Below are 21,162 nucleotides of genomic sequence, written 5' to 3' on the forward strand. Positions count from 1 at the left end.
TGCCTGATGATCGTCGCTCGCTTCCGTCCCGACGTGCTGACCGATGAGCAGAGCCGGCTGGTCGCCGGCTGGCGGCACCGGGGCCACCGCTCGTTCCGCTGCCGGGTCGGCCACCGCACCCTGATCACCTTCCCCGACCTCGCCGCGGCCTCGCCGGAAGGGCAGCGGTTCCTCACCGTGCTGCGTGCCACCAGGGCGGTGGAGACGGTCGTGGACAGCGCCGGCTCACCACCGCTGGGCAGCCTGGCGGCCGCCGGCGAGCCCACCGCCGTGCCGGTGTCCGACGACTGGAGCGTGGGCGGCGGCCGCTTCACCTGGATCGCCGGACCCTGCGCCGTGGAGAGCGAGGACCAACTGGCCCTGGCGGCCAAGGAAGTCCGGGCCCGCGGGGCCCAACTGCTGCGCGGCGGCGCCTTCAAGCCGCGTACCTCGCCCTACTCCTTCCAGGGCCTGGGGCGGGACGGGCTGCGGATGCTGGGCGAGGTCTCCGCCGCCACCGGACTGCCCGTGGTCACCGAGGTGGTGGACCCGGCCCAGGCGGAGACGGTGGCCGAGGTCGCCCAAGTGCTGCAGATCGGCGCCCGCAACGCCCAGAACTTCGCCCTGCTGCGCGAGGCGGCGCTGACCGGCCGCGCGGTGCTGCTCAAGCGGGGGTTCGGCTGCACCGTCCAGGAGTGGCTGCACAGCGCCGAATACCTGCTGGCGGCCGGCAACTCCCGGGTGCTGCTGTGCGAACGCGGGGTGCGCACCTTTGAGAACTCCACCCGCTTCACCCTGGACATCAGCGCGGTGTCCCTGGTGAAGCGGCTGAGCCACCTGCCGGTGCTGGTCGATCCCAGCCACGCCTGCGGGCGCAGCGACCTGGTGGCCCCGCTGGCCGCGGCCGCCGCGGTGGCCGGCGCCGACGGGGTGATGGTGGACGTCCACCAGGACGCCAGCACCGCGCTGTGCGACGGCGAACAGGCCATCACCGCCGAGGAGTTCGGCGCGCTGGTGGACCGCACCGGCCGGCTGCTGCACAGCCTCGGCCCCGATCGGCCGGCCGCGGACCCCGCGATGGCCGGCCGATGACCGGGGTCACCGAACCGCTCCCGCCGACCCCCGCCCTGCCAGGAAGGAAGCAACCATGGAGTTGAACGGGATACGCCGGCGGCTGGCCACCGCCAAGGAGGCGGAGCGGCACCGTCTGCTGCTGGAGCTGATCCGCGCCGCGGCCGCCGAGGCCCTGGACCGGCCCGGCCCCCTGCCACTGGACCCCGGCCGGGCCTTCGGCGCACAGGGAGTACGCGGCCGGGCCGCCGGCCGGCTGCGGGAGCGGCTGAGCGAGGCGACCGGCCTGCCGCTGCCTGCCACCGTGGTCTTCGACTACCCCACCCCCGGCGCGCTGGCCGGGCGGCTGTGCGCCCTGCTGCTGGACGAGCCCGCCGGACCCGGCGGCGCCAACGGACAGATGGAGGCGGAGGAACCCATCGCCATCGTGGGCATGGGCTGCCGGCTGCCCGGAGACGTCCGCTCGCCGGAAGGCCTGTGGCGGCTGGTGCACAACGGGACCGACGCCATCTCCGAGTTCCCCGAGGACCGCGGCTGGACCGTCCAACAGCACCCCGATCCCGACCACTTGGGCACCACCGTCACCCGGCACGCCGGATTCCTCTATGACGCGCCCGACTTCGACGCCGGCTTCTTCGCCATCAGCCCCGGCGAGGCGGTGACCATCGACCCTCAGCACCGGCTGCTGCTGGAGACCACCTGGAAGGCGGTGGAGGACGCCCGTATCGATCCCACCTCGCTGCGCGGCAGCCGCACCGGAGTGTTCGTCGGCCTGATGTACAGCGAGTACGGCGCCCGCATCCGCCGGGTGCCGCCCGGCGCCGAGGGCTACCGGGTGGTGGGCAGCATGCCCAGTGTGGCCTCCGGCCGCCTGGCCTATACCTTCGGCTTCGAGGGGCCCGCGGTCACCGTGGACACCGCCTGCTCCTCCTCCCTGGTGGCAATGCACCTGGCCGCCCAGTCACTGCGCAAGGGCGAGTGCACCCTGGCCGTGGCCGGCGGCGCCACCGTGATGGCCACCCCCTGGGGCTATATCGAGTTCAGCCGCCAGCGCGGCCTCGCCCCGGACGGCCGCTGCCGCTCCTTCTCGGCGGACGCGGCCGGCAGCAGCTGGTCGGAGGGCGTGGGCGTACTGCTGCTGGAGCGGCTGTCCGACGCCCGGCGCCATGGCCACCGGGTGCTGGCCGTGGTCCGGGGCTCGGCGGTCAACCAGGACGGGGCCTCCAACGGACTGACCGCCCCCAACGGCCCCGCCCAGCAGCGGGTCATCCGCCAGGCCCTCGCCCACGCCGGGCTGACCACCGCCGAGGTGGACGCCGTGGACGCCCATGGCGCCGGAACCCGGCTGGGGGACCCCATCGAGGCCCAGGCCCTGCTGGCCACCTACGGCCAGGGCCGCCCGGCCGGACGCCCGCTGTGGCTGGGCTCGTTGAAGTCCAATATCGGCCACACCCAGGCCGCCGCCGGTGCCGCCGGCGTCATCAAGATGGTGATGGCGATGCGGCACGGGGTGCTGCCGCGCAGCCTGCACATCACCGAGCCCACCCCGCATGTGGACTGGACCTCCGGCGCGGTGGAGCTGCTGACCGAGGCCCGGGACTGGCCGGCGGACGGCCGGCCGCGCCGGGCCGCGGTCTCCTCCTTCGGCGTGGGCGGCACCAACGCCCACATCATCCTGGAGCAGGCCGCACCCGAGCCCGAGCGCCCCCACGCGCCCGAGGCGGACGGCGAACCGCGCCCGCTGCCCTGGCCGGTCTCCGGACACGGTGCGGCGGGCCTGCGGGCCCAGGCCCGGCGGCTGGCGGACTTCCTGCGGGCCGGTCCCGCGGCGCCCGACGCCGACCTGGCCTACTCCCTGGCCACCACCCGGGCGACCCTGACCGACCGGGCCGTGGTGGTGGCCGCGGACCGCGCGGAGGCCATCGCCCGTCTGACCGCCCTCGCCGAAGGCGACCAGGGCCCCCGGGTGGCCCGGGCGACGGCCGTCCCCCGGGACCGGCTCGCCTTTGTCTTCCCCGGCCAGGGGTCCCAATGGCCGGGCATGGCCGCCGAGTTGATGAGCTGCTACCCGGTGTTCCGGGAGTCCATCAAGGAATGCGGCCGGAGCCTGGCGCCCCACACCGACTGGTCGCTGGCCAAGGTGCTGCGCGGCGAGTCCGGCGCGCCCACCCTGGACCGGGTCGATGTGGTGCAGCCCGCCCTGTTCGCGGTAATGGTCTCGCTGGCCGCCCTCTGGCGCTCCTTCGGGGTGGAGCCCTCGGCGGTGGCCGGCCACTCCCAGGGCGAGATCGCCGCGGCCCGGGTGGCGGGCGCACTCTCCCTCGAGGACGCGGCCCGGGTGGTGGCCCTGCGCAGCCGGGCCCTGCGGGTGCTGTCCGGGCGCGGCGGGATGGTCTCGGTCGCCGCCCCCGCCGGGCAGGTGCTGCGGACCCTGGAGCGCTGGGGCGGGGCGGTGTCGGTGGCGGCGGTCAACGGGCCGCGCTCGCTGGTGATTTCGGGCGATCCCGGAGCCCTTGGCGAAGCGCTGGCCGCCTTCGAGGCCGAGGGGATACGGGCCCGCCGGATACCGGTGGACTACGCCTCGCACTCGGCCCAGGTGGAGGAGATCCGGGATACCCTGCTGACCGAACTGTCCGGCATCCGGCCCCGGCCGGCCACCGTGCCCTTCTACTCCACCGTCTCCGGTGAACCCCTGGACACCACGGCCCTGGACACCGGCTACTGGGTGCGCAACCTCCGGGACACCGTCCAGTTCGACCGCACCGTCCGCCGGCTGCTGGCCGACGGCCACACCACCTTCCTGGAGATGAGCCCGCACCCGGTGCTCACCCCCGGCATCCAGGAGACCGCCGAGGAGGCGGGCGCCGACGAGGTACTGACCGTGGAGTCCCTGCGGCGCAACGAGGGCGGCCCGGCCCGGCTGCTGACCGCGGTGGCCGAGGCCCATGTGCACGGGGTCGCCGTGGACTGGTCACCGGCCTTCGCCCACACCGATCCCCGGCCCGCCGACCTGCCGTGCTACGCCTTCCAGCGGCGCCGCTACTGGCTTGAGGACGCGGCCCCGCCCGCCGCCGATGTCACCACGGCCGGCCTGGACGGCATCGACCACCCCCTGCTGGGCGCCGCCATCCCCCTGGCGGACGGCGGCGGAGGCACCCTCTTCACCGGAACGCTCTCCCTGGCCACCCACCCCTGGCTGGCCGACCATGCGGTGGCCGACGTCCTGGTGGTGCCCGGCACCGCACTGGTGGAAGCGGCCCTGCGGGCGGGGGCCGAGTGCACCGGCCGGGCGATGCTGGAGGAGCTGGTCCTCCAGGCCCCGCTGATCCTGCCCGAACAGGGCACCGTACGGATCCAGTTGAGCGTGGGCGGACCCGACGGCACCGGGCGGCGCGCCCTCATCCTCTCCTCCCGCCCCGAGGACGCCGGGGCCGACGAGCCATGGACCCGGCACGCGGAAGGCACCCTGGCCCCCGGCGGCGGGCACCCCCGGCAGGACCCCGGCCCCTGGCCACCCACCGGCGCCCGCGAGATCGACCTCGACGACTGCTACCGCCAACTGGCCAAGACCGGACTGCACTACGGCCCCGCCTTCCAGGGCCTCAAACGCCTCTGGCGCCTGGCGGACGACCTCTGCCTGGAGGCCGAACTCCCGGACAGCGCCGGTGAGTCCGGCCGCTACGGCCTGCACCCCGCCCTCTTCGATGCCGCCCTGCACGCGGCCGCGCTGGCCGGACCGTCCGGCGCGGAGCCCCTGACCCGGCTGCCGTTCTCCTGGAGCGGCGTGGCACTGTACACCGCCGGCGCCACCCGCCTCAGGGCCCGGCTGAGCTTCACCGGCCCGCAGTCCCTGACGCTCACCGCCATGGACCCGCTGGGACACCCGGTCCTCTCGGTCGGCACCCTGGGCATGCGCCCGGTGACCGCCGAGGCCCTGCACCGGGCGGCGGGTACCGCGGGCACGGCACTGCTGCGCCTGGAGTGGCGGCGTCAGGCGCCGGAACACCCGGCGGGCCCGGACCTGACGGGCTGGGCCTGGGTGGGCGCCGGGGCGCCGCCCGCTCAGCCGCCGGACGGCCGGCCATACCGCGATCTGGCCGCCCTGCGGGCCGAGTTGGACGCCGGCGCCGCCGTACCCCCCGTCATCGTGCTCGCGGAACCGGCCACCCCCGAGGGCACCGACCCGTTCACCGCGGCCCGCGCCGCCCTGCACCGCACCCTGGCCGCCATCCAGGACTGGGCGGCCGAGGAACGGCTGGCCGGCACCCGGCTGGTGGTGCTCACCCAGGGCGCCGTCGCGGCCACCCCCGGCGCACTGCCCGACCCCGCGCTCGCCGCGGTCTGGGGACTGGTGCGCTCGGCGCAAGCCGAATACCCGGACCGCATCGGCCTGGTGGACACCGACGACCCGGGGCGGTCCCGGGCCGCCGTCGCCGCCGCCGTGCACGCCGGCGAGGCACAGGCCGCGGTGCGCGACGGCGCCCTGCTGGTGCCCCGGCTGGCGCGGGTGACCGCCACCGACGGGCCCGGCGGCCCGGCCTGGCCCGCCGATGGCACGGTACTGGTGACCGGCGGACTGGGCACCCTGGGCCGTCTGGTGGTCCGGCACCTGGTGACCACGCATGGCGCCCGGCGGCTGGTGATCCTGTCGCGGTCGGGCGGCGACAGTGCCGAAGTCAGGGAATTCGTCGGCGAGTTGCTAGCGCAAGGCGCCAACGTCCAGGTGGTGAAGGGCGACGCCGCGGACCCGGCCGTACTGGAGCGGGTGCTGGACGGCATCCCCCAGGAGCATCCGCTGGCGGCCGTGGCGCATCTGGCCGGGGCCCTGGACGACGGAGTGCTGGCGGCACAGACCCCACAGCGCCTGGACCGGGTGCTGCGCCCCAAGGCGGAGGCGGCCTGGCAACTGCACCGGCTGACGGCCCGGGCCCGGGTGCCGCTGCTGGCCTTCTCCTCGCTCTCCGGGGTGCTGGGGCCGGCCGGACAGGCCGGTTACGCCGCGGCCAACGCCTTTGTGGACGCGCTGGTGCAGCGGCGCCGGGGCACCGGGCTGCCCGGAGTGTCCATGGGCTGGGGGATGTGGGCCACCCGCTCCGGGCTGACCGGCGCGCTCAGCGACACCGACGCCCGGCTGATCGCCCGCACCGGCGTCCGGCCGCTCACCGACGAGGAGGGGCTCGCCCTGTTCGACCAGGCCCGCGCCACCGGCGAACCCGTGGTCTTCCCGCTCGGCCTGGATATCACCGCTCTCAACTCCGGTGCTCCGGACGGCATTCCGCCGCTGCTGCGCGGCCTGACGGCCCGTACCCCCGCCCGCCGTGCCGGCGCCGCCGAGGCCCCCGAACCGGCGGGTGAGGATCTGGCCGCCCGGCTGGCCGCCACCCCGGAGGCCGAACGCGACGCCCTGCTGCTCGGTGTGGTGCGCGGCCATATCGCGGCCGTACTGGGCTATGACGACCCCCGCGCCGTGGCGGAGCGGCGCCCCTTCTCCGACATCGGCTTCGACTCACTGCGCGCCCTGCAACTGCGCAACCGGCTGGGCGCCGCCACCGGCCGGCGGCTGCCCGCCACCCTGGTCTTCGACCACCCCAACCCGGCCGCGCTCAGCCGGTATTTGCGCACCCTGCTGCTGCCGGACCCCGCCCCGGCACCCACCGCACCCGACGGCCAACCGGGCCCGGACCAGGCGGACCAGGTCATCGAGCGGCTCAACTCGGCCTCCCTGGAGGAAGTCCTGGACTTTATCGACCACCAGCTCGGCGAGTGAGGACGTCCCGATGAGCGTGCTGCTGATCGACAACTATGACTCCTACACCTACAACCTGTTCCAGCTCCTGGCCCGGGTCTACGGCAAGGAGCCGACGGTGCTGGTCAACGACGACCCGTCCTGGCCGGAACTGGACCCGGCGATGTTCGACGGCGTGGTGATCTCACCGGGTCCGGGCCGCCCCCAGCGCCCCGCCGACCTCGGCTTCTGCCGGCAGGTGCTGGAGCGCTGGGCCGAGGTCCCGGTGCTCGGGGTGTGCCTGGGGCATCAGGCGATCGCCCACCACCACGGCGCCCGGGTGGAGCGCGGAACGCCCCGGCACGGCCATCTGACCCGGGTCCGCCATGAGGCCCAGGACCTCTTCGACGGGCTGCCGCAGCACTTCACCGCGGTGCGTTACCACTCGCTCCGGGTCACCGAACCGCTGCCGGAGGTCCTCCGGGCCACCGCCTGGGCCGAGGACGGCACCGTGATGGCCCTGCGGCACCGCACGCTGCCCCGCTGGGGACTGCAGTTCCACCCGGAGTCCATCGCCAGCGAGTGGGGTGCCCAGCTCATCCGCAACTTCGCCGAACTGACCGGACGCCACTACGCCGCCGCGCCCCTGGAACCCGCCCGCTGGGCGCCGCGCGAACACACCCCCGGCACCGGCCCCGAACTCCGGCCGGTGATCGAGGTCATCGACCGGGCGGTGGACACCGCCGCACTGTTCACCACCCTCTTCGCCGCGAGCGGGCACGGCTTCTGGCTGGACAGCGGCACCGCGGCCACCGGACGGGGCAGGTTCTCCTTCCTCGGCGACGACTCCGGACCGCTCGCCGAGACCCTCACCTACCGCACCGGCGAGGACACCGTGACGGTCCGCGACCGCACCGGCCGGCGGACCGAGGACGGCACCGTCTTCGAGGTGCTCCAGCGACGCCTGCGCGCCCGCCGCCTCACCACCCCCGGCCTGCCCTTCGACCTCAATGGCGGCTATGTCGGCTACTTCGGCTATGAACTCAAGGCCGAGTGCGGCAGCCCCAATGTCCACACCGCCCAGACCGCGGACGCGGTATGGATGTTCGCCGACCGGCTGGTGGCGGTGGACCACCAGGAGGCCCGGACCTATGTGCTGGCCCTGACCACCGGCGGGACCGAGGAGACCGAGGAGGCCCGCGCCTGGGTGGCCGCCACCGCCCGCCGGGCCCGTACCCTCACCGCGCCCGCGCCCGCGCCGCCGGCCGCGGACGGGCCCGGCGGCGACGCGGCCCCGGCCCGCCAACGCGCCGACTACGCCCGGGACATCGCCGACTGCCTGGAGCAACTGCGCAATGGCGAAAGCTATGAGATCTGCCTGACCAACCGAATACGCCTGCCCGCCCTGCGCGACCCGCTCGCCTTCCATCTGCTGCTGCGCGAGCTCAACCCCGCCCCCTACGCCGCCTATCTGCGGCTGGGCGAGCTCTCCGTGGTGTGCTCCTCCCCGGAACGCTTTCTGCGGATCGACCGCGAGGGCACCGTGGAAAGCAAACCGATCAAGGGCACGGCGCCCCGCGGCAAGGACCCGGCCGCCGACGAGGAACTCCGCAACTCCCTCACCGCCTCGGCCAAGACCCGGGCCGAGAACCTGATGATCGTCGATCTGCTCCGCAATGACCTCGGCCGGGTCTGCGAGGTGGGCTCCGTCGAAGTCCCCGCCTATATGGTCACCGAGACCTATGCCACCGTCCACCAGCTGGTCACCACCGTCCGCGGCCGCCTCAGGCGCGATGTGGACCCGGTCGCCTGTGTACGGGCCTGCTTCCCCGGCGGCTCGATGACCGGCGCCCCCAAGCTGCGCACCATGGCCATCATCGACCGCCTGGAACCCGACGCCCGGGGCGTCTACTCCGGCACCATCGGCTACTTCGGCCTGGGCGGCGGCGCCGACCTCAATATCGTCATCCGCACCGCCGTGACCACCCCGGCCGGCACGGTCATCGGCACCGGCGGCGCCATCGTCCTGGACTCCGACCCGGACGACGAGTTCGACGAAGTGGTCCTCAAGGGCCGGGCGCTGGTACGGGCGTACGCCCTGCTGGCCACCACGGGCCGGTCCGGCGGTCCCAGCCGGGTCCAAGAAGGCGCCAAGTCCCACTGATCACCATGCGGTGCGGCAGCAGGCCGCACCCTTGAGCGAAGGACCGTGTATGTCTACCGCCCCGACCACCGAATCCCCCTGGCAGGACCTGCCGTTCCTGGACATCATCTCGCCCGGCTTCGCCTGGGACTCGCCCGAGGTGGCCGCCGCCCGGGAGAAGTCCTGGATCGCCCGGACCCCCATGGGACTCCTGGTGCTGAGGTACGCCGAGGCACACAGCCTCTCCAGGGACGCCCGGCTGGTCTCCGGCTTCCGCGATGTGGTGGACCTGGTCGGGCCGCCCAGCGGCATCGTCCGCGACTTTATGCGCGACTTTATGCAGAGCCTGGAGGGCCCCGACCACCGCAGGCTGCGCGGCCTGGTCACCCATGCCTTCACCTCCCGCCGGATCACCGCGCTGCGCCCGTTCATCCGGGACACCGCCGAGCGGCTGGCCGGGGAACTGGCCACCGCCGGTGACTGCGACTTCGTGGCGGCCTTCGCCGACCCGCTGCCCGCCGCCGTGGTCTGTGAACTGCTGGGCTTCCCGCAGGAGGACCAGGCCACCGTCGGCCACTGGTGCAAGGAGACCAACCTGGTGGCGGCGCTCGGCGACCTCAGCCTGGTCAACCGGGTGGAGGAGGCGCTGAGCGGGATGTACGCCTACTTCGACACCGTCTTCCCCAAGCTGCGCGCCAACCCCGGCGACGACCTGCTCTCCGACATCCTGCGCGCCCAGCGGGAGCAGAACGCGCTGGACGAGGACGAACTGCGCACCCTGGTGGCCACCCTGCTGGTGGCCGGATTCCAGACCACCAGCCACCAACTCGGCCACGCCATGGTGGCGTTCGCCGCCCACCCCGGACAGTGGCTGCTGCTGCGCGAGCGGCCCGAACTGGCCCCGCAGGCGGTGGAGGAGGTGCTGCGCTGGGCCCCCACCACCACCGTGGTGGCCACCAAGTCCGCCGCCGAGGACTTCGAGATGAACGGACTGCACATACCGGCCGGCACCCCGGTCTGGCTGTGCGCCCACTCCGCCCAGCGCGACCCCAGGGTGTTCACCGACGGCGACGCCTTCGACATCACCGTCAAACGCGAGGCGGGCACCCTGGCCTTCGGCGGCGGCGCCCACTTCTGCCTGGGCGCCGCGCTGGCCCGGGTGGAGATCGCCGAGGCCCTCCAGGTGCTGACCGCCCGGCTGGACCCGCCGCGGATCACCGGGGAGATCAGCTGGCGCCCGGAGACCGGCGTCTCCGGCCCGGACGTCCTGCCACTGCGCTTCGGCGCCTGAGCGAGCCATCGGATATCTCAACTCCGGTTGAAGGGCAGCGAAATTCGACATGACCAAGGACGACAAGACGCTCGACTACCTCAAGCGGCTCACCGCCGAACTGGTGCAGACCCGTGAACGCCTGCGGACCGCCCAGGCGGCGAGCCGGGAGCCGGTCGCGGTGGTGTCGATGGCCTGTCGCTTCCCCGGAGGAGTGTCCTCACCGGAGGAGCTGTGGCGGCTGGTCGCCGCCGGCCGGGACGGGATCACCCCGATCCCCGCCGGCCGCGGCTGGGACACCGAGGGGCTCTATGACCCGGACCCCGACCGGGTGGGCAAGTCCTATGCCCGCGAAGGCGGTTTCCTCGACGACATCGCCTCCTTCGACGCCGGGCTCTTCGGCATCAGCCCCCGCGAGGCCCTGGTGATGGACCCCCAGCAGCGACTGCTGCTGGAGGTCTCCCGGGAGACCCTGGAGCGGGCCGGGATCGCCCCCGGCACCCTGGGCGGCAGCCGCACCGGGGTCTTCACCGGGCTGATGGGCGGCGACTACACCGCCCGGCTGCCCGGAATCCTCGGCGAGTTCGAGGGACAGCTGGAGATCGGCCGGGCCGGCAGCGTCGCCTCCGGCCGGGTGGCCTACACCTTCGGCCTGGAGGGCCCGGCCCTCACCCTGGACACCGCCTGCTCCTCCTCGCTGGTCGCCCTCCACCTGGCGGTCAGGGCACTGCGCGACGGGGAGTGCGACCTGGCTCTGGCCGGCGGGGCCACCCTGATGTCCAGCCCCGCCGCCCTGCTGGAGTTCAGCCGGCAGCGCGCCCTGTCCCCCGACGGCCGCTGCAAGGCCTTCGCCGGACAGGCGGACGGCACCGGGCTGGCCGAGGGCGTGGGCGTGGTGCTGCTGGAACGCCTCACGGACGCCCGGCGGAACGGGCATCCGGTACTGGCCGTGGTACGCGGCTCCGCCGTCAACCAGGACGGCGCCTCCAACGGCCTGACCGCCCCCAACGGCCCCGCCCAGCAAAGGGTGATCCGCGCCGCCCTGGCCAACGCCGGGCTCACCGCCGCCGAGGTGGACGCCGTGGAGGCCCATGGCACCGGAACCACCCTGGGCGACCCCATAGAGGCCCAGGCCCTGCTGGCCACCTACGGCCGCCGACGCGACCCCCAACAGCCCTTGTGGCTAGGGTCCTTGAAGTCCAATATCGGCCACACCCAGGCCGCCGCCGGTATCGCGGGCGTCATCAAGACCGTGATGGCGCTGGGGGCGGGGCAGTTGCCGCCGACGCTCCACATCGACCACCCCACCCCCCATGTGGACTGGTCCGAGGGCACCGTACGGCTGCTCACCGAGGCCCGGCCCTGGCCGGATACCGGCCGGCCCCGCCGGGTGGGCGTCTCCTCCTTCGGCATCAGCGGCACCAACGCCCATGTCATCCTGGAACAGGCCGAGCAGCCCCCGGCCGAGGACAACCCCAGCCGGCCGCTCTCCCCGGTGCCCTGGGTGCTCTCCGCCCAGACCCCCCGGGCCCTGCGCGCCCAGGCCGCCCGGCTGCGCGACCACCTCGCCGACGCCCCCGTCCCGCACCCCGCCGATATCGCCTACTCCCTGGCCGTCACCCGGGACGCCCTGCGGCACCGGGCGGTGGTGGTGGGCCGGGACCCCGGCGAACTGCTGCGCGGGGTGAGCGCGCTGGCCGACGGCGAACCGGCACCCGGCCTGGTGGAGGGCGAGGCCCGCGAAGTGGGCCGTACCGTCTTTGTCTTCCCCGGCCAGGGCTCCCAATGGGCGGGCATGGCCCAGCCGTTGTGGCGGCACTCCACCGTCTTCCGGGAGCGGATGGAAGCCTGCGCCGAGGCCCTGGCCCCCCATGTGGACTGGTCACTGCGGGAGATGGTGGACGCCCCCGCCGAGGACGCCCGCTGGGACCGGGTGGATGTGGTCCAGCCCGTGCTCTGGGCGGTGATGGTCTCCCTGGCCGGACTCTGGCGCTCCCATGGCGTGGAACCCGCCGCCGTGGTGGGCCACTCCCAGGGCGAGATCGCCGCGGCCTGTGTGGCCGGGGCGCTGTCCCTGGAGGACGGCGCCCGGGTGGTGGCCCTGCGCTCCCGGCTGGTGGCCGAACGGCTGGCCGGGAAGGGCGGCATGGTCTCGGTGGCCGCCCCGGTGGCCGAGGCCGAGGACCGGCTGGCCCGCCGGCCCGGCCGGCTGGCCCTGGCCGCCGTCAACGGCCCGTCCTCCGTGGTGGTTTCCGGCGACCCGGCGGCACTGGAGGAACTCCTGGCCGACTGCGCCCGGGACGGGATACGGGCCCGGCGGGTGGCCGTGGACTACGCCTCCCACTCCCCGCAGGTGGCGGCGCTGCGCGAGGAACTGCTGGCCGCCCTGGCCCCCATCCGCCCCCGGGCCGGGGAGATCCCGCTGTACTCCACGGTCACCGGCGGTCCGCTGGCGGGCGAGCGGCTGACCGGCGAGCACTGGTACCGCAATCTGCGCCAAACCGTCCGGCTGGCCGGCACGGTGCGGACCCTGGCCGCCGCCGGGCACTCGGTCTTCGTGGAGTGCAGCCCGCACCCCGTACTGACCCCCGGCCTCACCGAAACCCTCACCGGCCTGGACGAGGACGCGCTGGTGGTGGGCACCCTGCGCCGGGACGACGGGGGACCGGAGCGCTTTCTGTGCTCACTGGGCGAGTTGTTCGCGGGCGGGCGCGCCCCCGACTGGGAACGGGTCTTCACCGGCACCGGCGCCCGCCGGGTGGCACTGCCCACCTATGCCTTTGAGCGGCGCCGCCACTGGCTGGACGCGGTACGGCCACAGGGCGACCCGGTACCGGCCGGGCTGAGCCCGCTGGACCACCCCTGGTGGGGCGCGGTCACCGAACTGCCCGAGGACGAGGGCTGGTTGCTCACCGGACGGCTGTCCCGGGAGAGCTCTCCCTGGCTGGGCGAGCACACCGTGGACGGAAACGTCCTGCTGCCCGGCACCGCATTCCTGGAACTGGCACTCCAGGCCGCCGAGGAGGCCGGCTGCGCGGGCGTGGCCGAACTGACCCTTCAGGCCCCGCTGTTGCTGCCCGCCCGGGGCGGGATCCGGCTGTGCGCCGTGGTCGGCGCCGCCGGTGCGGACGGCACCCATCCGCTCACCCTCCATGCGCGGCCGGAGGACGCACCGGACGCGCCCTGGACCCGCCAGGCCACCGGAACCCTCACCCGTACCGCCCGGCCCGCCGAACCCATGCCGGAGGACTGGCCCCCGCCCGGGGCCGACCCGCTGCCGGTGGACCGGATCTACGGTGAACTGGCGGCCCTCTCCCTGGAGTACGGGCCCGCCTTCCGCGGCCTGCGGGCCGCCTGGCGCCGGGGAGAGGAACTCTTCGCCGAGGTCGCCCTGGACGAGAGCGGCGAGAGCCAGGGCTTCGCCCTCCACCCGGCTCTGCTGGACGCCGCCCTGCACCCGGTGGCCGCCGACGAGGACGCGGACGGCCCCCGGCTGCCGTTCTCCTGGACGGGCGTCACCCTGCACGCCGTCGGCGCCAACCGGCTGCGGGTCCGTATCGGCCCGGCCGGGCCCGATGCGGTGACCTTGGAGGCGGCCGACGGCACGGGGGCCCCGGTGGCCTTTGTGGAGTCCCTGGCCGTGCGCCCCTTGACACCCGGCAGTGGTGCGCCTGCCGCCGTCACGCCGGCCGACTCCCTGTTCGCCGTGGACTGGACCCCCGCCCCGGCCGCACCCTCCGCCACGTCACGCACCTGGGCGGTCCTGGACGGCGCCGAGTCCCTCGCCCCGGCCATCGAGGCCGCCGGGTGCGAGGTGCTGCGCCGCCCGGACCTCACGGCGGCCATTGCCGCACCGGGCCTGCCGGATGCGATGCCGGCCGCCCGGGACCTGGGCTTGGGTGAACGGTCCGACGCCGCACCGGGCCTGCCGGATGCGATGCTTGCCGCCCGCGACGCGGCCCCCGGCGAGTTGTCCGCCGCCGTACCCGAGCCGCCGGATGTGGTGCTGGCCGCCCTGGACCCCGGACGGGGGGAACTGCCCGCCGCCGCCCGGGAAGTCACCGGCCGCGCCCTGGCCCTGGCCCAGCGGTGGCTCGCCGAGGACGGGCCCTCGCGCCTGGTGCTGCTGACCCGGGGCGCCGTCGCCGCCACCGGGACCGAGACGGCCGACCCCGCACTGGCCGCCGCCTGGGGCCTGCTGCGCTCGGCACAGTCGGAGCACCCGGACCGCCTGGTGCTGGTGGACTGGGACGGACAGCCGTCCTCGGCCGCCGCGCTGCCCGCCGCCGTCAGCGGTGATGAACCCCAACTCGCCCTGCGCGGCGGCCGGATACTCGCTCCCCGGCTGCGCCGCCTGCCCGTCACCCGGCCCGCACCCCAGGCGTTCGACGCCGAGGGCACCGTGCTGGTGACCGGAGCGGCGGGAGTGCTGGGCCGGGTCATCACCCGCCACCTGGTGCGCACCCATGGGGTGCGCCGGCTGCTGCTGGTGAGCCGGCGTGGCCCCGAGGCACCCGGAGCGGCCGAACTCACCGCCGAACTGGGTGAATTGGGTGCCTCGGTGCGCTGGACCGCCTGTGATGTGGCCGACCGGGCCGCACTGGCGGACGTCCTCGCCCGGATACCGGCCCGGCACCCGCTGCGCGCGGTGGTGCACGCGGGCGGCCTGCTGGACGACGGAGTGGTCTCCGCACTGGCACCGGACCGCCTGGAAACGGTGTTCCGGCCCAAGATCGACGCCGTGGTCAACCTCCATGAACTCACCAGTGATCTCACGGCCTTTGTGCTGTTCTCCTCCGCCGCCGGCACCTTTGGCACCGCCGGACAGGGCGGCTATGCCGCGGCCAATGCCTTCCTGGACGCCTTCGCGGGCCTGCGGCGATCCCAGGGGCTTCCGGCGCTCTCCCTGGCCTGGGGGCTCTGGGCCGAGACCAGCGCGCTGACCGCCCGGATGTCGGACACCGACCGGGACCGGATGCACCGCTCGGGAGTGACCGGCCTGTCCGGCGCGGAAGGCACCGCGCTGTTCGACGCCGCCCTGGCCGCCGGGCCGCCCATGGTGCTGCCAACCCGCCTGGATCTGGCCGCCGTTCGCGCCCGGGCCGCAGCCGAGGGCGTACCCGCCCTGCTGCGTGCCCTGGTGAAGCCCCCGGCCCGGCGCGCCGGCACCGCCACCGAGAGCGGCTCCGCCCTGGCCCGGGAACTCGCCGCGCTGGCACCCCAGGACCGCGCCGGCGCGGTCCTGGAGACCGTCCGCGCCCAGGCCGCGGCGGTGCTGGGACACACCGGGACGGCCGAGGTCGAACCACAGCGCGCCTTCAAGGAGCTGGGCTTCGACTCCCTCACCGGCGTCGAACTGCGCAACCGGCTGGCCCGGGTCACCGGCCTGCGGCTGCCCGCCACCCTGGTCTTCGACCATCCCACGCCCCACTCGCTCGCCGCGCATCTGCTCGGCCGCCTGACCGGCGGGCAACGGCCCCGTTCCACCGCGCCCCACGCCCCGGCCCGCCCCGATGAGCCGATCGCCATCATCGGCATGGCCTGCCGCTTCCCCGGCGGCATCGCCTCTCCCGAGGACCTCTGGCGGCTGCTGGAGCGCGGCGGCGACGCCATCTCCGCCTTCCCCGCCGACCGCGGCTGGGACCTGGACCCCGCCGAGTACACCGCCGAGGGCGGATTCCTGCGGGAGGCCGCCCGGTTCGACCCCGAGTTCTTCGGGATCAGCCCCCGTGAGGCGGTGGCCATGGACCCCCAGCAGCGCCTGCTGCTGGAGATCACCTGGGAAGCGCTGGAACGGGCCGGACTGGACCCCACGGCCCTGCGCGGCAGCCGCACCGGGGTGTTCGCCGGGCTGATGTACCACGACTACACCGTCCGGCACGCCGCCGCCCCGGGCGAGGCCGCGGGCTATCTGGGGACCGGCGGATCCGGCAGTGTCGCCTCCGGCCGGATCGCCTACACCTTCGGCTTCGAGGGCCCGGCCGTCACCGTGGACACCGCCTGCTCCTCCTCCCTGGTGGCCCTGCACCTGGCCGCCCAGTCGGTGCGCGCCGGGGACTGCGAGCTGGCGCTGGCGGGCGGCGTCACCGTGATGTGCACCCCCAGCGCCTTCACCGAGTTCAGCCGCCAGGGCGCGCTGGCCGCCGACGCCCGCTGCAAGCCCTTCGCGGCGGCCGCGGACGGCACGGTGTGGGGCGAGGGCGCCGGAGTGCTCCTGGTGGAGCGCCTCTCGGAGGCCCAGCGCCAAGGGCACCGGGTCCTGGCCGTACTGCGCGGCTCGGCCGTCAACCAGGACGGGGCCAGCAATGGGCTGACCGCGCCCAACGGCCCCTCCCAGGAACGGGTGATCCGCCACGCCCTGGCCACCGCCCGGCTCAGGGCCCGCGATGTGGACGCGGTGGAGGCCCATGGCACCGGGACCACCCTGGGCGATCCGATCGAGGCCCAGGCCCTGCTGGCCACCTATGGCCAGGACCGGCCCGCCGGGCGGCCGTTGTGGCTGGGCTCGGTGAAGTCCAACCTGGGGCATCCCCAGGCCGCCGCGGGCGTCGCCGGTGTGATCAAGATGGTGCTGGCCCTGCGGCAGGGCGTACTGCCCCGCACCCTGCATGTGGACCGTCCCACGCCCCAGGTGGACTGGTCCCAGGGAGCGGTGGAGCTGCTCACCGAGGCCCGTCCCTGGCCGGAGACCGGCCGGCCCCGCCGGGCCGCGGTCTCCTCCTTCGGCATCAGCGGCACCAACGCCCATGTCGTCCTGGAACAGGCACCCGCCCCGGCGGAGCACGACCCTCAACCGGCCGCCGTCCCCGGCCCGTTGCCCCTGGTGCTCTCGGCCCGCGGCGAACCGGCCCTGCGGGCGCAGGCGGCCGGGCTGCGGGAGCGCCTCACCGCCGACCCCGGCCTCCAACTCGCCGATGTGGCAGGCTCCTTGCTCACCACCCGGGCCGCCCTGGAGCACCGGGCCGTGGTCCTGGGTGACGGCCGCGCGGAACTGCTGGCCGGGCTGGCCGCCCTGGCCCATGGGCGGGAGACCCCCGCCGTGGTGCGGGGCACGGCCTGCGCACCGGGCAAAACAGTGTTTGTCTTCCCCGGCCAGGGCGCCCAGTGGCCGGGCATGGCGGCAGAGTTGTGGGAGTCCTCGCCGGTCTTCCGCAAGCGCCTGGGCGAGTGCGCCGAAGCCCTCGCCCCCTGGGTGGACTTCGACGCCGTCGAGGTGGTCCGGGGCACCGCCACCGGTATCGACCCGGAGCGGGTGGACGTCGTCCAGCCCGCGCTCTGGGCGGTCATGGTGGCACTGGCCGGACTCTGGCGCTCCTATGGCGTGGAACCCGCCGCCGTGGTGGGCCACTCCCAGGGCGAGATCGCCGCCGCCTGTGTCGCGGGCGGACTGACCCTCGCCGACGGCGCCCGGGTGGTCGCCCTGCGCAGCCGGGCGCTGACCGCGCTGGCGGGACGCGGCGGCATGCTGTCCCTGGCGCTGACCCCCGCCGAGGCCGGGAAGCTGGTGGCCGGCCGGGGTGACGACCGCCTCTCCCTGGCGGCCGTCAACGGACCGGAATCCGTGGTGGTTTCCGGCGACACCGACGCCCTGGAGGAGGTACTGGCCCACTGTGAACGGACCGGGGTCTGGGCACGCCGGATCCCGGTGGACTACGCCTCCCACTCGCCCCAGGTGGCAGAGGTACGCGCCCATATCCAGCGGGACCTGGCGGAGCTGCGGCCCCGTACCGGCCAGGTCGCCTTCTTCTCCACCGTCACCGGCCGGTTCGAGGACACCGCAGGCCTGGACGGCGACTACTGGTACCGCAATCTGCGCGAGCCCGTCCGCTTCGAACCCGCCGTCCGGGAACTGGCCGGACTCGGCTTCGGCGCCTTTGTCGAGACCAGCCCCCACCCGGTGCTCACCACCGCCGTGGGCGAGGCGCTGGCCGGGCGTCCAGGACCGCCCCCGGTGGTGGTGGGGTCCCTGCGGCGCGGCCAGGGCGGGCCGCTGCGCTTTCTGGCCTCGGTCGCCGAGGCACACACCCGGGGCATCGCCGTGGACTGGTCCACGCTATGGGCGGGCCGCACACCCCGCGTGGTGGACCTGCCCACCTACCCCTTCCAGCGGCGCCGCTTCTGGCTGCCGGCCCCCGCCGCCTCCGGTGAGGTGACCGCCGCCGGGCTGGGCCGGGCCGAACACCCGCTGCTGGGCGCCCGGATGGAACTCGCCGACCCACCCGAGACCGTCCTCACCGCCCGCTGGTCCCTGGACACCCACCCCTGGATCGCCGACCACACCGTGGCGGACACCGTGATCGTGCCCGGCACCGCCTTCCTGGAACTGGCCCTGCTGGCCGGGGCCGAGACCGGCTGCCCCCAGGTCCGGGAACTCATCCAGCAGGCCCCGCTGGTCCTCGCCGAACGCGGCGCAGCCCGGCTCCAGATGCGGATCGCCCCGCCCGCCGAGGACGGCACCCGCGCGCTCGCCATCCACTCGCGGCCGGAGGACGCCTCCCCGGAAGAACCCTGGCTCTGCCACGCCCGGGGCCTGCTCAGCGAGGAGGAACCCGCCACCCCGCCCGCCCTCGACGGCAGCTGGCCGCCCCCGGGAGCGGAGCCCATCGAACTCGTCGGCTTCTACCAGCACTTGGACGAGATCGGCCTCGGTTACGGCCCCGCCTTCCGTGGTCTGCGCGCCGCCTGGCGGCTGGGCGAGGAGATCCTGGCCGAGGCGGCCCTCCCCGAGCCGCAGCAGGATGAGACCGCGGGCTATCGCGCCCACCCCGCCCTGCTGGACGCGGCACTGCACTCCTGTCTGCTGCGCGGCCGGGGCGAGCGGCCCGAGGCGGCCGCCATGCCCTTCGCCTGGAACGATGTCGCCTGCCATGCCGACTGCGGACCGGCCGTCCGGGTCCGGGTGACCCCGGGCGCGGGCCAGGAGGTATCGGTGGTGGTGGCGGATGTCCAGGGCAGCCCGGCGGTGACCATCCGGTCCCTGGCGGCCCGCCCGGTCCCCGCCGGGCAACTCCGGGCAGCGGGCGGCCGGTCCGGCTCCCTGTTCCACCTCACCTGGACCCCCGCGCCCACCGACACCGGCGCCTCCCCCGGGGCCTGGGCAGTGCTGGGCGAGGACGATCCGGGGCTCGCCCTGCCGTACTTCCCCGGCCTGCCCGCGCTGTGGGCGGCGTACGACGGTGGTGCGACCGCCCCCGAGCTGGTGCTGGCGCCGCTCGCCGGCGGGCCTGGGGACGGGCCGGAGCGGTCCCGCGAACTCACCTGCCGGGCCCTGGAGTTGCTCCAGTCCTGGCTGGCCGACGACCGGACGGAGACCCGGCGGCTGGTGATCGTCACCCGGGGCGCGGTCACCGCCTCCGATGACGATCCTCCGCCGGACCCGGCCGCCGCCGCCGTCTGGGGCCTGGTGCGCTCGGCCCAGTCGGAGCACCCCGGCCGGTTCCTGCTGGCCGACCTGGACCGGCACCCCGACTCCGCCCCGGCTCTGACCGCCGCCCTGGCCACCGCCCTGGCCCTGGACGAACCCCAACTCGCCCTCCGCGCGGGCCGGGTCCTGCTGCCCCGGATCCAGCGCGCCCCCGCCGCCCAGGAGGGCACCCCGCCCTGGGACCCCCAGGGCACCGTGCTGATCACCGGCGCCTCCGGCACCCTGGGCCGCGCGGTCGCCCGGCACCTGGTCACCACCCATGGCGTACGCCGTCTGCTGCTGGTCGGCCGGCACGGCGGCGCCGGCGAGGAAGCGGCCCGGCTCACCACCGAACTGGCCGGGCACCAGGCCACGGTGGACTGGGCGGCCTGCGATGCCGCCGACCGCGAGGCGATCGCCGCGGTGCTGGCCTCGATCCCCGCCGCACACCCGCTCACTGCCGTCATCCACGCGGCCGGGGTCCTGGACGACGGAGTGCTGCCCGCGCTCTCCCCCCAGCGGATCGACGCGGTGTTCCGGCCCAAGGCGGACGCCGCCCGGCACCTCGACGCCCTGACCCGGACCGCGTCCCCGCCGGCCCTGGTGGTGTTCTCCTCCGCCGCGGCCACCCTGGGCAGCGCCGGCCAGGCCAACTACGCGGCCGCCAACGCCTTCCTGGACGCCCTGATCCTCGCCCGGCGCCGGGCGGGCTTCCCCGGACAGTCGCTGGCCTGGGGACTGTGGTCCGAGACCAGCGAGATGACCGCCGCCCTGGGCCAGGCCGGCCGGGCCCGGCTGGCCCGCTCCGGCCTGCAGGGAATGCCCACCGAGGAAGCGCTGGCCCTGCTGGACACGGCCCTGGCCACCGACCGGCCGCTGCTGCTGCCCATGCGGCTGGACCCGCCCGCGCTCCGGGCAGGCGCCGGCCCCCTGCCCCCGGTACTGCGCGGCCTGGTGCGCGCCCCGGCCCGGCGTGGCGGGCCCGGCCGGGCGGAAGACGCCGCCGCCCTGCGCCGCCGACTGGCCGCCCTGACCCCGGCCGAGCGGGACCGGCAGCTGACCGACCTGGTCCGCGCCCAGGCCGCCACCGTGCTCGGCCACCCGGGCGCCGAGGCGGTGGGACGCGACCGGGCCTTCAAGGAACTGGGCTTCGACTCGCTGACCGCCGTGGAACTGCGCAACCGGCTCTCCACCGCCACCGGCCTGCGACTGCCCCCCACCCTGGTCTTCGACCACCCCACACCCGCCGCGCTGGCCGGGCATCTGAGCACCCGGCTCGCCCCGGACGACGACCCGCCGGACGCGCCGCATGACAGCGAGCGCGAGGTGCGCCGGGCCCTGGCCGCCATCCCGCTGACCCGGCTGCGGGACGCCGGTCTGCTGGACGCCCTGCTGGAACTCGCGGGCCGTCCGGCAGCCGGGGCGGCACCGCCGGACGACGGCGAACCCGGCTCCATCGACCGACTGGACGCCGAAGGGCTGCTGGCCATGGCCCTGAACAACCAAGCACACGCCGAGACGGAGGACCACGATGCCGGTTGGTGACGACAAGCTCGTCGAGGCACTGCGGG

At 75.1% G+C, this 21,162-nt stretch carries 5 protein-coding genes; all 5 read left to right on the plus strand.

From position 1 onward, the window contains the following. The first annotated feature begins 6 nt into the window (after positions 1-6). Positions 7-1,071: a 3-deoxy-7-phosphoheptulonate synthase gene (aroF, locus tag CV755_RS09600; protein WP_109279739.1), complete on the plus strand. Its 1,065-nt coding sequence runs from the start codon at positions 7-9 to the stop codon at positions 1,069-1,071. A gap of 379 nt (positions 1,072-1,450) precedes the next feature. Beyond that, complete coding sequence (locus tag CV755_RS09605; RefSeq protein WP_435881487.1) at positions 1,451-6,817, plus strand: type I polyketide synthase; 5,367 nt, start codon at positions 1,451-1,453, stop codon at positions 6,815-6,817. Positions 6,818-6,827: 10 nt separating this feature from the next. Then, positions 6,828-8,939: an aminodeoxychorismate synthase component I gene (pabB, locus tag CV755_RS09610; RefSeq protein WP_109279741.1), complete on the plus strand. Its 2,112-nt coding sequence runs from the start codon at positions 6,828-6,830 to the stop codon at positions 8,937-8,939. 49 nt (positions 8,940-8,988) lie between these two features. Further along, the gene (locus CV755_RS09615) at positions 8,989-10,209 is read left to right on the plus strand and encodes a cytochrome P450 (RefSeq protein WP_109279742.1); all 1,221 of its coding nucleotides are present in this window, start codon (positions 8,989-8,991) and stop codon (positions 10,207-10,209) included. A 193-nt stretch (positions 10,210-10,402) separates the two neighbouring features. Next, positions 10,403-21,136 (plus strand): type I polyketide synthase, encoded by a 10,734-nt coding sequence (locus CV755_RS09620; protein ID WP_479681635.1) that lies wholly within the window; start codon positions 10,403-10,405, stop codon positions 21,134-21,136. The last annotated feature ends 26 nt before the right edge of the window (positions 21,137-21,162 follow it).

It is taken from the genome of Streptomyces orinoci, assembly GCF_003121295.1.
Classification (GTDB): domain Bacteria; phylum Actinomycetota; class Actinomycetes; order Streptomycetales; family Streptomycetaceae; genus Streptomyces; species Streptomyces orinoci.

Bases quoted from the DNA above. Each gene is read 5' to 3' on its own strand.
- aroF (WP_109279739.1), top strand. From the start codon at position 7: ATGATCGTCGCTCGCTTCCGTCCCGACGTGCTGACCGATGAGCAGAGC.
- CV755_RS09605 (WP_435881487.1), top strand. From the start codon at position 1,451: ATGGAGGCGGAGGAACCCATCGCCATCGTGGGCATGGGCTGCCGGCTG.
- pabB (WP_109279741.1), top strand. From the start codon at position 6,828: ATGAGCGTGCTGCTGATCGACAACTATGACTCCTACACCTACAACCTG.
- CV755_RS09615 (WP_109279742.1), top strand. From the start codon at position 8,989: ATGTCTACCGCCCCGACCACCGAATCCCCCTGGCAGGACCTGCCGTTC.